The 14,402-nt window shown below is 72.1% G+C and carries 9 protein-coding genes, 1 tRNA gene and 1 rRNA gene; 5 read left to right on the top strand and 6 right to left on the bottom strand.

Annotated elements, in window-relative coordinates:
• Positions 1-198: 198 nt before the first annotated feature.
• The 4 genes from BMZ47_RS17700 (at position 199) to BMZ47_RS17685 (ending at position 4,220) form a co-directional block, all read left to right on the top strand.
• On the top strand, positions 199-1,695 hold the full coding sequence (locus BMZ47_RS17700) for a D-alanyl-D-alanine carboxypeptidase family protein (protein WP_091863626.1): 1,497 nt from the start codon (positions 199-201) through the stop codon (positions 1,693-1,695).
• 64 nt (positions 1,696-1,759) lie between these two features.
• Positions 1,760-2,854, top strand: coding sequence for a CobW family GTP-binding protein (locus BMZ47_RS17695; RefSeq protein WP_091863625.1), 1,095 nt, complete (start codon positions 1,760-1,762; stop codon positions 2,852-2,854).
• A 103-nt stretch (positions 2,855-2,957) separates the two neighbouring features.
• Positions 2,958-3,458, top strand: coding sequence for a hypothetical protein (locus BMZ47_RS17690; protein ID WP_091863624.1), 501 nt, complete (start codon positions 2,958-2,960; stop codon positions 3,456-3,458).
• Positions 3,459-3,515: 57 nt separating this feature from the next.
• The gene (locus tag BMZ47_RS17685) at positions 3,516-4,220 is read left to right on the top strand and encodes an endonuclease III domain-containing protein (protein WP_091863623.1); all 705 of its coding nucleotides are present in this window, start codon (positions 3,516-3,518) and stop codon (positions 4,218-4,220) included.
• A gap of 6 nt (positions 4,221-4,226) precedes the next feature.
• Here BMZ47_RS17685 and BMZ47_RS17680 read toward each other — a convergent pair whose 3' ends face one another.
• The 4 genes from BMZ47_RS17680 to BMZ47_RS17665 all read right to left on the bottom strand — a co-directional run bounded on the left by BMZ47_RS17680 (position 4,227) and on the right by BMZ47_RS17665 (position 12,746).
• Complete coding sequence (locus BMZ47_RS17680; RefSeq protein WP_007562246.1) at positions 4,227-4,544, bottom strand: HPr family phosphocarrier protein; 318 nt, start codon at positions 4,542-4,544, stop codon at positions 4,227-4,229.
• 441 nt (positions 4,545-4,985) lie between these two features.
• Positions 4,986-9,548 carry a translocation/assembly module TamB domain-containing protein gene (locus tag BMZ47_RS17675; RefSeq protein WP_091863622.1) on the bottom strand — a complete coding sequence of 1,521 codons (4,563 nt, stop codon included), beginning with the start codon at positions 9,546-9,548 and terminating at the stop codon, positions 4,986-4,988.
• Positions 9,549-11,492: an autotransporter assembly complex protein TamA gene (locus BMZ47_RS17670; RefSeq protein WP_091863621.1), complete on the bottom strand. Its 1,944-nt coding sequence runs from the start codon at positions 11,490-11,492 to the stop codon at positions 9,549-9,551. It abuts the gene before it with no gap.
• A gap of 345 nt (positions 11,493-11,837) precedes the next feature.
• A complete protein-coding gene (locus BMZ47_RS17665; RefSeq protein ID WP_091863740.1) occupies positions 11,838-12,746 on the bottom strand; it encodes a LysR family transcriptional regulator in 909 nt (302 codons plus the stop codon).
• A 133-nt stretch (positions 12,747-12,879) separates the two neighbouring features.
• Here BMZ47_RS17665 and BMZ47_RS17660 point away from each other — a divergent pair, with 133 nt between their 5' ends.
• Positions 12,880-13,896 (top strand): zinc-dependent alcohol dehydrogenase family protein, encoded by a 1,017-nt coding sequence (locus BMZ47_RS17660; RefSeq protein WP_091863620.1) that lies wholly within the window; start codon positions 12,880-12,882, stop codon positions 13,894-13,896.
• 186 nt (positions 13,897-14,082) lie between these two features.
• On the opposite strand, the gene BMZ47_RS17655 is transcribed toward BMZ47_RS17660, so the two are convergent.
• Both BMZ47_RS17655 and rrf read right to left on the bottom strand, forming a co-directional pair.
• Positions 14,083-14,159: transfer RNA gene (locus BMZ47_RS17655), tRNA-Met, on the bottom strand.
• Between the two features lie 104 nt (positions 14,160-14,263).
• Positions 14,264-14,379 (bottom strand): 5S ribosomal RNA (gene rrf / locus BMZ47_RS17650).
• Between the last annotated feature and the right edge of the window lie 23 nt (positions 14,380-14,402).

The following is a 14,402-nucleotide window of genomic DNA, read 5'->3' as shown; positions in this document are numbered from 1 at the left end:
TTCCGGACCACCGACAACCAGGCGGCGCAGCCCCGCGGTTGTGTCTCGCCTTGCTCTTGCCACGGTGGAGACGTTGATGCCGTGATGCAGCACGATGGCCGCCCCGGCGGTCCGGGCTGCGCGAATTCCGGCCGGCCGGCCGGAAGAGCGGCACCTCGCGGTGCCGACCCTGGCGATCCTCTGACGAGTCGGGCTCGAATGTCCTCTTCACTCCTCCGGCGCGTGACCGTCGGACTCGCGGCGATGACGGGTCTTCTCGGCACGAGCCTGATCGGGATCCAGGCCGCCAACGCGGTCACCGCGCCGATCCTCGTGGTCGATGTCGATTCCGGCAAGGTGATCTATTCCCAGGCCCCGACCGATCCCTGGTACCCGGCCTCGATCACCAAGCTGATGACCACCTACGTCGCCCTGGACCTGGTGCGGCAGGGCAAGGTCTCGCTCGATTCGATGATCACGATCTCGGCGGCGGCGGCCTCCGAGCCGCCCTCCAAGATGGGCTTCAAGCCGGGGACGCAGCTCACCCTCGACAACGCCCTCAAGATCATCATGGTCAAGTCGGCCAACGACATCGCCTACGCGATCGGCGAGAATCTCGGCGGCTCGATCGAGGGCTTCGCCGACCTGATGAACGAGACCGCGCAGCGGATCGGCATGCGCGACAGCCGCTGGACCAATCCCAACGGCCTGCCCGACCCGCGCCAGTGGACCTCGGCCCGCGACATGGCGGTGCTGGCCCGGGCGCTGATCCGCGACTTCCCGGATTCCCACGACCTGTTCTCGATCTCGGCGATCCAGTTCGGCCGGGCGGTCATGGCCAACCACAACGGCCTGCTCGGGCGCTATCCCGGCGCCGACGGCATGAAGACCGGCTTCATCTGCTCGGGCGGGTTCAACGTGGTCGCGACCGCCTCGCGCAACGGCCGCCGGGTCATCACCGTCGTGATGGGCCAGCCGAGCCCGCGCGAGCGCGACGTGAAGGCCGCCGACCTGTTCGATTACGCCTTCACCCAGAGCGCCGGCTGGACCAGCCCGACCCTCGACGCCCTGCCGGCCTCGGCGCTCGGCGCGCCGCCGGACATGCGCCCCTTCGTCTGCGGCGGCAAGAAGCCCCCGGCGATCGACGACGGCCCCGGCGCGGTCAGCGCCCCCGGCTCGGCGGCGCAGCTGATCGGCGGCTCCGCGGCCAATTCCCCGGCGCTCGCCATGGCCGCCTTCTCCAGCCCGGCTCTGCGTGCCCGGACGCTCCCGCCCCGGGCGCCGCTCCAGCCGATTGCGGTCTGGATCGGCCGCAACCCGGCCGAGGGTCAGCAAATCCTCGAGGCGCAGGAGAACGCCCAGAAGACGGCCGCCGCCAACACGCGGGCCGCCAAGCTCGAAGCCGCCAAGGCCAAGCGCGAGGCCGCGCTGCAGGCGGCCAAGCAGGCCCGCGAGGCCCGGCTGGAGCAGGCCAAGGCCGCCAGCGCCGCCAAGGCCGCGGCCAAGCCGGCCTCGAAGGTCGCCGCGAAGCCGGCCCACGGTCTGCCGCGCAGCGCCAGCGCCTATACCTCGTCGGTGGAAACGCCCGGCATGCCGGAGGCCAAGCCCGGCAAGGGCCTCTCGAAGCCCGCCGCCCACAAGGCGCCGGCCAAGCCCGAGGGCAAGAAGGCCGAGGTGAAGAAGGCGCCGGCCAAGAAGGCGACCGCCGAGGAGTAGCGGCCTCCCGGCATCGCGCCCCGGCGCGTTGCCTCCGTCCCCGAAAACCCCCATCTGCGCGGTCATGTCCCTGACCGCCTCGCCCGCCCCGGATCCGCGCCGCCCGGAGCCGATCCCGCTCACCGTGCTCACCGGCTTCCTGGGGGCCGGCAAGACCACCCTGCTCAACCGGCTGCTGCGCGATCCGGCGCTCGCCGACACGGTGGTGATCGTCAACGAGTTCGGCGAGATCGGCCTCGACCACTTGCTGATCGAGACGATCGACGAGGACATGGTCCTGCTCGGCGCCGGCTGCCTGTGCTGCACGGTGCGCGGCGACCTGATCGCGACCCTCGAAGACCTGCTGCGCAAGCGCGACAACGGCCGGATCAAGCCGTTCCGCCGGGTGGTAATCGAGACCACCGGCCTCGCCGACCCGGCGCCGATCCTGCACGCGCTGATCTACCACCCCTATCTCGTGCTCCGGTACCGGCTGCAGGCGGTGGTGACGGTGGTCGATGCGGTGACCGGCGCTGCCTCCCTCGATGCCCATCCGGAGGCCGTGCGCCAGGCCGCGGTGGCCGATCGGATCGTGCTGACCAAGGCCGACCTCGCCGACGACACCGCCGGGATCCGGGCGCGGCTCGCCGCCCTCAACGCGGCAGCGCCGATCCTGCCGCCGGATGCGGCGGCCGAGGACCTGCTCGGCGGGCTGTTCGGCCTCGACGGCAAGGGCGCCGACGTGCGTGCCTGGCTCGGCGACGCGGCCATGGAGGACGCGCACCACCACCCCGGCGACGTGAACCGCCACGACGCGGCGATCCAGGCCCTGTGCCTCACCAGCGCCGCGCCGGTGCCGCGGCCGGCCTTCGAGATGTTCATGGACCTGCTGCGCTCCGGCCACGGGCCGAAGCTCTTGCGGCTCAAGGGGATCGTGGCGCTGGCCGACGACCCGGAGCGCCCGATCGTGGTCCACGGGGTCCAGCACGTGTTCCACGCCCCCCTGACCCTGCCGGCTTGGCCCGATCCCGACCACACCTCCCGCCTCGTCCTGATCCTGCGCGACCTCGACCCGGCCTTCGTCCAGCGCCTCTGGGACGCCTTCCTGGGCCGCCCACGCGTGGACGCGCCCGACGCCGCGGCGCTGACCGACAACCCGCTGGCGATCCCCGGGAGCTGAGCCGCCCGGCGGCACCGTCCTTGAAGCCATCGCCCCGAACGGCGCCTCCGGGGCGCCCCGCCGTCCCGGAATGGGACGATTGGTCGAGAGGTCGGGACAGGCGATGGCGCGACGCTTCACCGTGATACAGGGCGGCCTTCCCGGGACGACGGCCCGGCAACCCGCGTCGGACCGGCCGCGCCCGGTGCTCGTCCTCGTCTGGAGCCGGGATGCTCTCACCGTCCAAGCGGCCCCCGTCCTGCTCGATGCCGACGCCGCTGCGGCGGTCGACCGGGCGATCCGCACACGGCTGGCGGCGCTCGGTCGCGCGGGTCGGCCCGCCGCTCCCGCCCGGGCGGCGGATCGCCCCCGCCGGCCGCGGGCGATCCCGGCCGAGAACCTGCTCGGCGTGCGGCCCGCGGGCTGGGCGCCGCCCGAGGTCGCCCTGCCGGTCGTCGCGGATCGCATGCCGGCCGTCGCCGTGGCGTCCGAAAACTTCTGGGGCCGGCTCTCGGCCCGGAGCGGCGCCCTCCGGTCGGCATTCCTGCGCCGGGTCGAGGGATTCGCGGCCGGCCCCTTCGGCCTCGGCGCGGGTCCCGTGGCCTGGCGCCGGGTGCGGGGCTGAACGGGGCCGTCAATCCGCCGCGTGTCGGGCCGGCCGTCCCGGCCCTAGCTGCTGGCCATGACGCGCGACACAACCCACGGCCTCCGGCCCGCACCGCGACGGACCAAGGCCCGCGCCGCGCCGCAACCCGGTGAGGTCGGCCGGGTCGCGGCGGTGCTGGCGCGTCTGGCCGAGGCCGATCCGGACCCGAAGGCCGGGTTCGACGACACCGATCCGTTCCGGCTGCTGGTGACCGTGCTGCTCTCGGCGCAATCCACCGGCCCGACGGTGGCGCGCATCGCCGACGCGCTGTTCGCCCGGGTCACGGATCCGGCCGCGATGCTGCAGCTGGGCGCGGCGCAGATCACCGAGATCATCCGCCCGGTGGGGCTCGGGCCGTCGAAGGCGCGCAACATCGTCAAGCTGTCGGCGGCCCTGATCGAGACCCACGGCGGCGCGGTGCCGCGCAGCGCGGCCGAGATGCGAAAGCTCCCGGGGATCGGCCGCAAGAGCGCCGAGGTGACGGCGAATTTCGCGTTCCACGAGCCGGTGATCGCGGTGGACACCCACGTGTTCCGGGTCTCGAACCGGATCCCGCTGGCCCAAGGCGCCACGGTGGACGCCGTGGCCGACGGGCTCGCCCAGGCCGTGCCCGAGCGGTTCAAGGACGGCGCACATATCTGGCTGTTCCGGCACGGGCGCGACATTTGCACGGCCCGCAAGCCCGCCTGCACACGCTGCCCGGTCTCGGACCTCTGCGCCTGGCCCGGCAAAGAGACCTGAGCCGGCCTACTCGTCCTCGCCGAAGCGGTTGGCGAGCAGCGCCTCGATCGTGTCGAGGCAGGTCTCCGCATCCGGGCCGACCGCGGTGACGGCGATGCGCGTGCCCATGGCGGCCCCGAGCGTCAGCAGGCCCATGATCGAGCGGCCGCCCACCGTCTCGCCGGCCCGGGTCACGGTCACGGCGGCGTCGAACCGCTCGACGGTCTGGACGAACTTCGCCGAGGCCCGGGCATGGAGGCCGCGCCGGTTGATGATCGGCAGCATCCGCAGGAAGCCGCCCTCGGGCACGGGAAGATTGTCGTCCGTCTCGAACAGGTCGTCCATCGCCCTTCGTGTTTCCCGCCCAGATTCCGGCTGATCGCGCCGCTTGCTTCGACACCTAAGCAGACTTGGCCCGGCCGGCCAACGGATCTTCGGCCGAGGTGTTTGAGCCGATGGGGATTTTGAACGCGAAACCGCGCCGCGGTGTGGTGGAGTTCGCACCGATCATTAATCGATCGCGGCGATACGGCGGGATCGAGGGGACGACAGTTTCTTACCGCTCGGCGTCGCGCCGGTGTGCGCCTACGGCAAAATCGATCGCTCCGTCATCCCGGGGCGCCGCAGGCGAGCCCGGGATCCAGAAACGCCGCCGGTGCAAGACCTTCACCTGTCGGCGGCTCTGGATCCCGGGCTCCGCTACGCGGCCCCGGGATGACTGCGAGGATGATCGAATGGTTCAGGCAGATCGCGAAACGAAGACAGACGTCCGGTGCGCCCTCGCCCCTACCACTCGTATTCCGCCCCCACCCCCAGGCTGGTCCGGCCGTCACTGCCGGCTTCGCCCTTCAGCTTGATCCGGCGGGTGACGTCGACATCCACCCCCACGGCCGTGTCGGCCGGATTGGCCCCGGCCTTCACGCCGACGCTGACCCGGTCCGAGATGTAGCGCGAGGCCCCGAGCGCCGGGCCGCCGCTCGCGCCCGTGGAGACGTCGAGGCTGTCGAGGCCCAGCCCCTTGCGGGCCTGCTCGAACACGTCCGGGCCGGCGGCCCCGCCCGAGAGCTGCGCCACGGCCTGCGCGAGCTGCAGGGCCTGGAACGGCGACAGCCCGCCGGCGGCCTTCTTGAACAGCAGGCGCGACAGGATCTCGTCCTGCGGCAGCACCGGGTCGGAGGTCAGGGTGAATTGCGGCGCGTCGGCGAAGCCGCTCACCGCCACCCGGGCGGTGACGTCGCCGGCCTTGGTCTCGGCGGCGAAGTCGAGGGCCGGGGTGGCGAGGCTGCCCGCGAAGGTGAGGTTGCCGCGGCTGAAATCCAGGCGCTGGCCGACGAGCTGGAACACCCCGCGGCGCAGGCCGAAGCCGCCCACCGCGTTCGGCGACCGCGACGTGCCGGTGACCCGGAGCGACCCGCCGAGCTCGGCGTCGATGCCGCGCCCGCGCACGAAGATCCGGCTCGGCGCATCGATCCGCACGTCCAGGGTGGCGTCGAACGGCACGGCGGGTTTGGTCGCGCGCCGCCCGGGCTTCCCTGCCGCCTTCCGGTCGGCCCGCTGCGCCAGCCGCGCCCGGGCCTCCGGCGGGGTGTTGACGTGGCGGACACCCGGCAGCGGCCTGACCGTGGCGGGCAGGCGGTCGGGCACGGCCACGTCGATCGACACGACATCGACCCGGCCGGTGATGCGCGGCGTCCGGGCGAGCGGACCGGAGAGGTTGAGATCGACGCTCGACACCGCGGTCATCAGCGGGCTGGAGACCAGCTCGGCCCTGTCGGCGGTGACGTGGAACTGACCCGGAAAATCCGGCTCCAGGGCGACTCGGCCGGTCACCGAGAGGCGGCCGCCGTTGCGGGCCGAGGCCGTCAGTCGCTCGACCACGAGGCTGTCGCCCCGGCCGGTGACGCGGCCGTCGATGTCGGTGAGGCGGATGCCGTTGAGCGGGTCGGTGAAGCTGCCGCCGGTGAGCACGGCCGAGCCCTGGGCGCGGGGCGCCGCGAGGGTCCCGGTGACGCCGCCGTCGACGGCGATCCGCCCGGTGACGCTCTGGCCGCCGACGCTCAGGAGAGTGTTGGCGAGCGACGCGTCGAGGGTGCCGCGGGCGCGCAGGTTCAGCGGACCGCCGGCCTCCACCGGCAGGGAACCCGCCACGGTCAGGGCAACGCCCTTCCCGGCCGTAACCCGACCGTCGAGGCTGGCCTGCCCGTCCGACAGGGTGCCCTTGGCGCTGGCATCCACCGGCGGCAGGCCGGCCTGGCGGGTCTGCGGCGCCACGAGCTTCGAGATGGTCAGCGCGTAATGGCCCTCCGGGCTCGCGGCCGGCCCGTGCAGGTCGGCGTCGCCGTCGAGCGTGCCCGAGAGGGCGAGGTCCGGCGCGGCGATCCGGGCGAGCGACAGCGGCAGCGCGCGGATCGCCACTTTGAGATCGAGTGCCTGGCCGGCCCGGCCCGAGACCGTCACCCGGCCGGAGCCGGCCGCGATCGACAATCCGTCGATCACCGCGCCGCCGTCGCGCAGGGTGATGCTGGCCGGACCGGTCAGGGCGAAGCGGTCGCCGCCGCGAGCGGCGGACAGACGCTGGATGTCGATGCGCGTGTCGTCGGCCGGCAACAGCCGGACCGCCCCGTCGAGGTTGAACCCGCGCGCCTTGGCGGTGAGCGTCACGTCGCTGCCCGCCGGGCTGCTAAGCGCGGCCAGCCGCACCGTATCGATCTGCTGACCCGCGGCCAGCAGCCTTTCGGCGTCGAGGCGCCCGTCGAGGACCGGGTGGGCGCCCAGGTCGCGGCCCTTCAGGTCGGCATCGAGGCGGTTGAGACCGTAAGCGCCGTAGCGCAGGGCGGCACCGGTCGCCCGGATCGCCGCGTCCTGGCGGCCGCCGTCGCGGGCGAGGTTCACCGTGGCGTCGAGCTGCCCGGCGAGGGGCTCCGGGGCCAGCGGGGAGATGTCGGCGAGGTTGCCCGCCTTCACCGAGAGCGTCCCGGCCGACAGCCAGGTTTCCGCCGCCACGATCGCGTTGCCCGAGACGGAGACGGAGCCGAGATCGAGGTCGAGCCGGTCGAGCACCCAGTCGGCCCCGGTTTTCGCGACATGGGCGCCGCCGCGCAGCGCCTTGCCGGCGACCTCGCCGGACAGTTTCAGGGTGCCGTCGGGCGCGAGCAGCGCGTCGCTGAGGACGGCCTCGGCGCGCAGGTCGCGGATCGGCTTGCCGTCCGCGGTCGCCGACGGCGCCGTGACCGTCGCGGCCAGAAGCGGATGCTCCAGGGAGCCGGTCATGCGCGCGTCGATGCCGGCGCGGCCGGTCAGGCGGCCGTCGAGGTCGGCGAGGCTCTTGAGGTCGACCCGTCCGGTCACATCCGCGGCGGCCGAGGTCGCCTCGCCCTGCAGGGTCGCGGTCAGGCCGGAGCCCTCCAGGCGCAGATGGTCGAAGCCGTAGCCGTCATAGGATTGCGACACCCGGCCCTGGAGCGTCGGGGCGCGGCCGAGCACCCGGTCGGCCGCCGCGATCCCGGTGGCGAGGCCGGCGCTGGTCACGGTGAGGTCGGCCGCTAGCGCCTTGCGGGCCGGATCGCCGCCGAGGCGCGCCTTGGCGTCGAGGCTACCGGCGAGCCCGCGCCCGGCAAGGCCGGAGAACACGGCGAGATCCGGCAGGGCTGCGTCCAGCGTGCCGGCGAGGGTGTTCTGGCCGACCCGGCCGGAATAGCTCGCCTTCGCGGTGTCGGATTCGACCCGGAGGCTCGCGACGTCGAAGACCCCGTCCGGCCCGGAGGCGGCCCGCAGGGTCAGCTGCGCGCGGCTGCCGATCGCCCGGCGCAGGGCCGGGTCTGCCAGCCGCAATCCCTCGACCTTGCCGTCCGCCGTGATGGCGAAGCGCTGGGCCGACGGGTCACCCTGCGGATCGACCCCGAGGCGCGCCTCGACCCGCTCCAGCGCCGATTCACGGCTGCGCAGGCCGGCCGCGTCGAGGTTGCCCCGCACCGTCGGCGCGGTGAGCGGACCCTTCACGCTGCCGTCGAAGACCAGCTTCTCGATCTCGGCATCGCCGGCCTTGGTCACCGCGCCCTCGGTGGGCAGGGCCCGGGCCTGGAGCGTCAGGTCGGCGATCCGGTCCTTGGTCAGGCTGCCGCCGGCGGCGAGCCGCGCGGTGCGCGAGGTCAGTTCCAGCCGGTCGATCCGGAAGGCGCCGCTATCCGCGAAGGCGACGCCGCCGTCGAGCTTGGTCGTGCCGGCGAACACGGAGGCGGCCGGCCCCGGTACCAGGCCCTCGATCCGCGCGGCGAGGTCGAGCGCCAGCCGGCGCTCGGCGCCGATCCGGGAGATCTTGGCGCCACCCTTGGCGCCGATATCCGGGCCGGCGGCGAAATCGAGCCGGGCGTTCCAGGCATCGAGGGTTCCGGTGCCCGCGAGGTCGAAATCGATCGGCGGCGTGCCAGGGACGTTGGCCGCCTTCGACAGCAGGCCGCCGGCCGGCTCGACGAGATTGGCCCTCAACTCCAGCTTGTCGCCCTCCGGCACGTAGACCAGGGAGAGCAGGAAGCGCCCGGCGGCGTCGAGGCGCTGGGCCCTGGCCTGCAGGTCGAGCCCCTCGCTGGCCGCCCCGAGCCGGGCCTTGCCCTCCGCCGAGAGCCGCGCCGGCTGACCGGCCACGGGCTCGCCCAGCACCAGCTCGGCCAGCTTGAACCCCTTGATCTCGACCTTCACGGGCAGGTCGGGCAGCAGCTTGCCGTCGGGCTTGGCCTCCGGCGGGGTCGGCCCGGGAATCGGCCGGCGCAGGACCTCGAGCCGTCCGATCTCGAGGCTGTCCACCTCCAGCCGTCCCGACAGAAGGGCGAGCCGGCGCCAGACGATCCGGGCCCGGTCGAGCTTCAGCCAGACGCCGTCGCGGTCGCTCACTGCCACGTCGCGGATCGTGGCATCCGAAGAGAGCGCGCCGTCCACCGCGCCGATCGCCACCCGCGACGACGGGGTCGAGAGCGCCCGGGACAGGAGCCCGCCGAGCACGGATTTCTCGCCGTCGTCGGCGTGAGTTGGGACGGCGGTGGGGATCAGAAGAATAAGGAGAAGCGCGAGGCAGGCCAGCACAAGCGCGGCCTTCTTGCCTTCCCTGCAGACCACAAGACGCGCAGATTCGTGCGTGAAGGCCGCGACGAGCCCCCTCTCCCGTCCGGGAGAGGGTTGGGGTGAGGGACCAGGTTGCTCCGGAAAAGTCGCACCCCTCACCCTGTCCCTCTCCCGCACGGGAGAGGGGACCCGCGCCGCATCCTGACGGGTGTGAGGTTGGCACGAGAACGGGTCGCCGCCGGGGTTCACCTCCGACGAAACGGCCTGTCTCAGCGTCCCGTAAAAACCAGCCATTCAGAACGCCTGCCCGAGGCTGAGATACAGGACGGCCGGGCGGACATGGCCGCCCTTGTAGGGATCGAGCGGGAAGGCGAGATCCGCGCGGATCGGGCCGATGCCGGTGTAGTAGCGCAGGCCGATGCCCACCGATTTCCGAATCTTCTCATCGAAATCCGGCAGTGACGAGGCGAAGGCGGTGCCCGCATCGAAGAACGGCACCACGCCGATCGTGTCGGTGATCTTGATCCGCGCCTCCACCGACGCTTCCAGCAGGCTGCGGCCGCCGATCGGCAGGTTGAACGGCCCGATCGGCCCGAGCGTCCGGTACGGATAGCCGCGCACCGAGCCGCCGCCGCCGGCGAAGAAGCGGAAGTTGTCCGGGATGTCCCCGAGCGGCGCGCCGGAGACCGAGCCGAAGCCGATCCGCCCGGCCAGGATGTACCGGGACTCGTCGTCCAGGGAATAATAGGTCGAGCCCTGCGCCTTCGCGACCACGATCCCGGGCGACGAGATCGCACCGGGATAGGCCGCCAGCGAGGCGATCGCCCGGAACCCCTTCGTCGGGTCGAGCAGGCTGTCGGTCGAATCGTAGGTCACCGAGGCCGGCACGCCGATCAGCCGGTAATTGACCGTGCCCAGCGCATCCTTCGAGCGACCGGCCTGGGCATCCAATCCGATCTGGGCCGAGAACGTATCGGAGAACCGGTGCCGGATCGCCGCCGAGACCCCGCCGCCATCCACCAGATAGCTCTGCTGGACCTCGCGGGTGATGAAGGCGTTGGCCAGGAAGTCGTTGCGGGTGCCGCCGAGCGCCGGCTGGACATAGGTCGCCGACAGGCGCCCGCCGAGTCCGTTGGTGCCGATCCGGGCGATCTTGCGCTGGGTCGCGAACGGATCGTTGCCCAACCCGAGGTAGTAGATGTCGGCATCGAGCCGGAACGTCTCGCCGCCGCCGAACAGATTGCGGTTGGCGTAGTAGGCGCGCACCCCCGGGCCGTCGACCGTGGAATAGCGCGCCGAGACGCCGACGAGATTGCGCTCGCGCTCGGTCAATTCGGCGAAGAGCGGCAGGTTTCCGTCCGTGTCGAGCGCCGTCCCTTCGCGGACCCGCGCGGCCCCGATCGCCTCGATGCGCGTCAGCGACTTGCGGATCGCCGCCACCGCCTGGGGCGAGTACGGGTCCCCCGGCTCGGCATAGATGAACGACCGGATCGTCGCCGGGTCGATCCCCGGAGCACCGCTGACCGCCACGGGCCCGAGCCCGGCCACCGGCCCGGGATCGACCGTGAAGGTCACATCCATCACGTGGGCGGCATCGTCCACCACCGGATCGCGCGCCACCACCTTGGCGAAGGGGTGCCCCTGCGCCCGGAATTCGTCCACGATCCGGGCTTCCCGGGCGAGCACCGTGGCCGAGCGGGCTGGCACGTCCTCGTCCACCCGGGTGATCCGCGGCGGCAGCACATCGTCGGGGAACGGCCGGCCGGCGACGTCGCGGACCGTGATCCGGCGCAACGTATAGAGCGGCCCGAGATCCACCGCGATCCGCACCGGCACGAGGCCGCGATTGCGCCACCGCTCCGCGGCCCCCACGGCGGAGGCGGCCGCGGCCTGACCCGCCACCGGCACGGAATCGATCCGGATCGCGGCGGTCCCTTGGTAATAGCCGTAGCCCGACAGGACATCGGTGAGCTTGGGCAGATCGGTCTCGGCCCGGCGTAGGAGCCCCTCCCCGTCCGGCGGCGGGTCCTGGCGCAGGCGGTAGAGGGTCGAGATGTCCTTGAGCGCCTGAAGCACGTCGGAATCGTCGGTGCCGGTGATCCGCACCGCATACGGCAGGGCGGTCGGGCTCGGTGCCGGCGGCTCCGGCTCCGAGCCGAACAGGCCGAACAGGTCGAAGGCCCGCGCCGTCTCGGGCTGCGCGGCAACGAGCGTCACGGATGTTGCCGCGACAAGCATCAGCCGCGGCAGCGCACGCGGCGCACCGGACAGACTCGATCGACCCAGGCGAACGGACACGCGCAAAACGCGGTCTTCAGCTCCGTTCGCAGTCGGTGGCGCGGCGCACGCGGTGATACGTCATGATCCCCCCTCCGCAGCTGAAGCCGCGTCCCCGCACGTATTGTAAAGCTCCGGATGCCGAACGCCAAATGCGGGCGGCCCGGCCTGGGGACGGACGGGGGATGACCGGGGCTGGAAACGCCCGCTCGGGACGGGTCCGGAAGGCCGATCCGCTTTTGCGAGCACGGCGGCATTGCCGCGCCGAGCCGCGATATGATGCGCCGACGGCGCCTGCCCCTGGCCTCAAGCCGATGCGGGCGATCGGCCGCTCTCGGCCCGGAAGGTCGATTCCGCGACCAGCGCTGCCAGCGCGTCGATCGCGAGGCGCACGCGCAGCGGCAGATGCGGGCTCTGGGGCCAGAGCGCGTGGCTTTCGAAGGCATGCGCCGGCAGATGGTCGAGCACGGTCACGAGTCGTCCCGCGGCCACGTCGTCCCGGATCAGCCAGGCTGGAAGCCAGGCAAGGCCTTGCCCGCCGAGCGCCGCGTCGCGAAGCGCGCCGAGATCGTCGAACCGCATCCGGCTCGGCGGGACGATCTCCGTCGCGGGGCCGCCCGGTTGTGGAAACAGCCAGGAACGTACCCGCCCGGGACGGCCATAGAGCACGGCGTGATGGCCGGTTAGATCCGCCAGGGATTCGGGCGTGCCCGCACCATCGAGATAGCGCGGCGCCGCGCAGACGCGCATGGGCTGGGACGCGATCCGCCGCGCGATCAAGCCGGGCCAATTCTGCAGCCGCCCGTTGCGCACCACAAGGTCGAAACCGTCCTCGACCACGTCGACCAGCCGGTCACTGAAGTTGAGATCGACCTCCAGCTTCGGATGTGCGTCGGCCAGACGGATCAGGATCGGCGCGATGCGCAGGCGCCCGAACAGGACCGGCATCGAGACGCGCAGCCGGCCCGCGATCGTGTGCCGGCCGGAATCGAGCAGCGCGGTCGCGAGCTGCACCTCGCCGAGGGCGCGCCGCGCGTGCTCGAACAGGGTCAGCCCGTCCTCGGTCAAGGCGAGGGAGCGGGTCGTGCGGTGGAACAGCCGGACACCGAGCCGGCGTTCCAGCCGGGCGATGCTTCGCCCGACCGCCGAGCGCGTCAGGTTCAGTTTCGCGGCCGCCGCGGCAAAGCTGCCGGCCTCGACGGCCGCGACGAACATCGGCAGCTCCGCCAGCAGATCACCCGGAATCATTGTTGCCCCGCACGCACCGATCCGGGTCCGAACTATCGCCACAGGGGGCCGTCGATCAACGCTACGCATCACCGGTCGGCAGACGATCGGAGATTCGCGAATGACCATGATGAGGCGTTGGGAGATGACCGGCTTCGGCCGCGAGGCACTCCGGCTGCAGCGGGTCCCCATCCCTGAACCAGGGCCGGGGCACATCCTGGTGAAGTCCGCGGCGGTGTCATTGAACTACCGCGACACGCTCGTGATCGAGCATGGGATGGGGCTCGCCCTCGATTTCTCGTTCACCCCGGCATCCGATTTCGCCGGGACGATCGCGGCCATCGGCGCGGGCGTCACCCGCTTCCGGGTGGGCGACCGGGTTCTGACGACCTTCTTCCCCGGCTGGATCGACGGCCCGGCCCCGGGAACCGCGAAGGCTCTGGATGTCCGATGCCTCGGCGGCGTCCATCCCGGCGTCCTGGCAGAGTACATCGCCGTTTCGGAGGATTGGTGCGTCGCTGCTCCGCACAGCCTCGATCTCGCGGAAGCCAGCACCCTGCCCTGTGCCGGCCTTACGGCCTGGTTCGCGCTCATCGAGCGCGGGCGGCTCAAGGCGGGCCAGAGCGTGCTGGTCCAGGGGACCGGCGGCGTCGCCCTGTTCGGTCTTCAGATCGCCAAGGCGCACGGCGCCGAGGTCTTCGTCACCTCGAGTGCCCCCGAGAAGCGCGAACGCGCGCGCGCCCTGGGCGCCGACCACGCCATCGACCGCGACGATTGGGTCGAAGCCGTCTATCGGCTCACCGCGGATCGCGGGATCGACCACATCCTGGAGATCGTCGGCGGCGCGCACCTCGCGCGATCGCTCGAAGCCGTGGCCGTCGATGGGCGCGTCTCGGTGATCGGCGTCATCGCAGGATACGACCTGTCGGGCGCCGCAGGGAACCTGCTGCTCAAATCCGCCACAGTCCAAGGCATCCGCGTCGGCCATCGGCGGGCCCTCGAAGACCTCGTCCGAGCCGTGGACGTCATGGCGTTGAAGCCGGTGATCGATCGACGCTACGCTCTCGAGGACGTGCCCGCCGCTCTCGATCACCTGGAGCGCGGCCCCTTCGGAAAGATCGTCATCGGGTTCGACTGACCGCAAGGCGGCGGGCGGGGCTGCGTCGCGGCCCCCTCCCCTGCCTCAACGCGCCACCGCGTTTCCACACGACCGGGCCGCGCTCCGTCTGTCGGACGTTCGCGTCAGAGGGAGCCCCGAACGCAGAAAACCCGGCTCGCGTTAGCGAGCCGGGTTTTCCGAAGGGTCGGGTCGTCGAAAGAGATTTGGTTGCGGGGACAGGATTTGAACCTGTGACCTTCAGGTTATGAGCCTGACGAGCTACCGGGCTGCTCCACCCCGCGCCAAGGTTGTGCGGCTGGTCCGGGCTGGCTGATCGCCTGTGGGGCGGGCTCCGGGGCCGATCGCGGTGATCGTGCTGAGGGAATGGTGTGATTGCGTTGTGCGGGTCTGGCGGCGACCGACTCTCCCGTGCCTTGAGACACAGTACCATGGGCGCTGGCGTGTTTAACGGCCGAGTTCGAGATGGGATCGGGTTCTGGGCACGCCGCTCAAGCCACCAGACCGGCGCAACGCAATTCTGTTCG

It is taken from the genome of Methylobacterium brachiatum, from assembly GCF_900113845.1.
In the GTDB taxonomy this organism is placed as follows: domain Bacteria; phylum Pseudomonadota; class Alphaproteobacteria; order Rhizobiales; family Beijerinckiaceae; genus Methylobacterium; species Methylobacterium brachiatum.
This window is presented reverse-complemented; position numbering and strand designations above follow the sequence as displayed.

What these genes read in the sequence shown, in the direction of transcription:
- BMZ47_RS17700 (WP_091863626.1), top strand. Translation starts at nt 199, where the DNA reads ATGTCCTCTTCACTCCTCCGGCGCGTGACCGTCGGACTCGCGGCGATG.
- BMZ47_RS17695 (WP_091863625.1), top strand. Translation starts at nt 1,760, where the DNA reads ATGTCCCTGACCGCCTCGCCCGCCCCGGATCCGCGCCGCCCGGAGCCG.
- BMZ47_RS17690 (WP_091863624.1), top strand. Translation starts at nt 2,958, where the DNA reads ATGGCGCGACGCTTCACCGTGATACAGGGCGGCCTTCCCGGGACGACG.
- BMZ47_RS17685 (WP_091863623.1), top strand. Translation starts at nt 3,516, where the DNA reads ATGACGCGCGACACAACCCACGGCCTCCGGCCCGCACCGCGACGGACC.
- BMZ47_RS17680 (WP_007562246.1), bottom strand. Translation starts at nt 4,544, where the DNA reads ATGGACGACCTGTTCGAGACGGACGACAATCTTCCCGTGCCCGAGGGC.
- BMZ47_RS17675 (WP_091863622.1), bottom strand. Translation starts at nt 9,548, where the DNA reads ATGGCTGGTTTTTACGGGACGCTGAGACAGGCCGTTTCGTCGGAGGTG.
- BMZ47_RS17670 (WP_091863621.1), bottom strand. Translation starts at nt 11,492, where the DNA reads ATGCTTGTCGCGGCAACATCCGTGACGCTCGTTGCCGCGCAGCCCGAG.
- BMZ47_RS17665 (WP_091863740.1), bottom strand. Translation starts at nt 12,746, where the DNA reads ATGTTCGTCGCGGCCGTCGAGGCCGGCAGCTTTGCCGCGGCGGCCGCG.
- BMZ47_RS17660 (WP_091863620.1), top strand. Translation starts at nt 12,880, where the DNA reads ATGACCATGATGAGGCGTTGGGAGATGACCGGCTTCGGCCGCGAGGCA.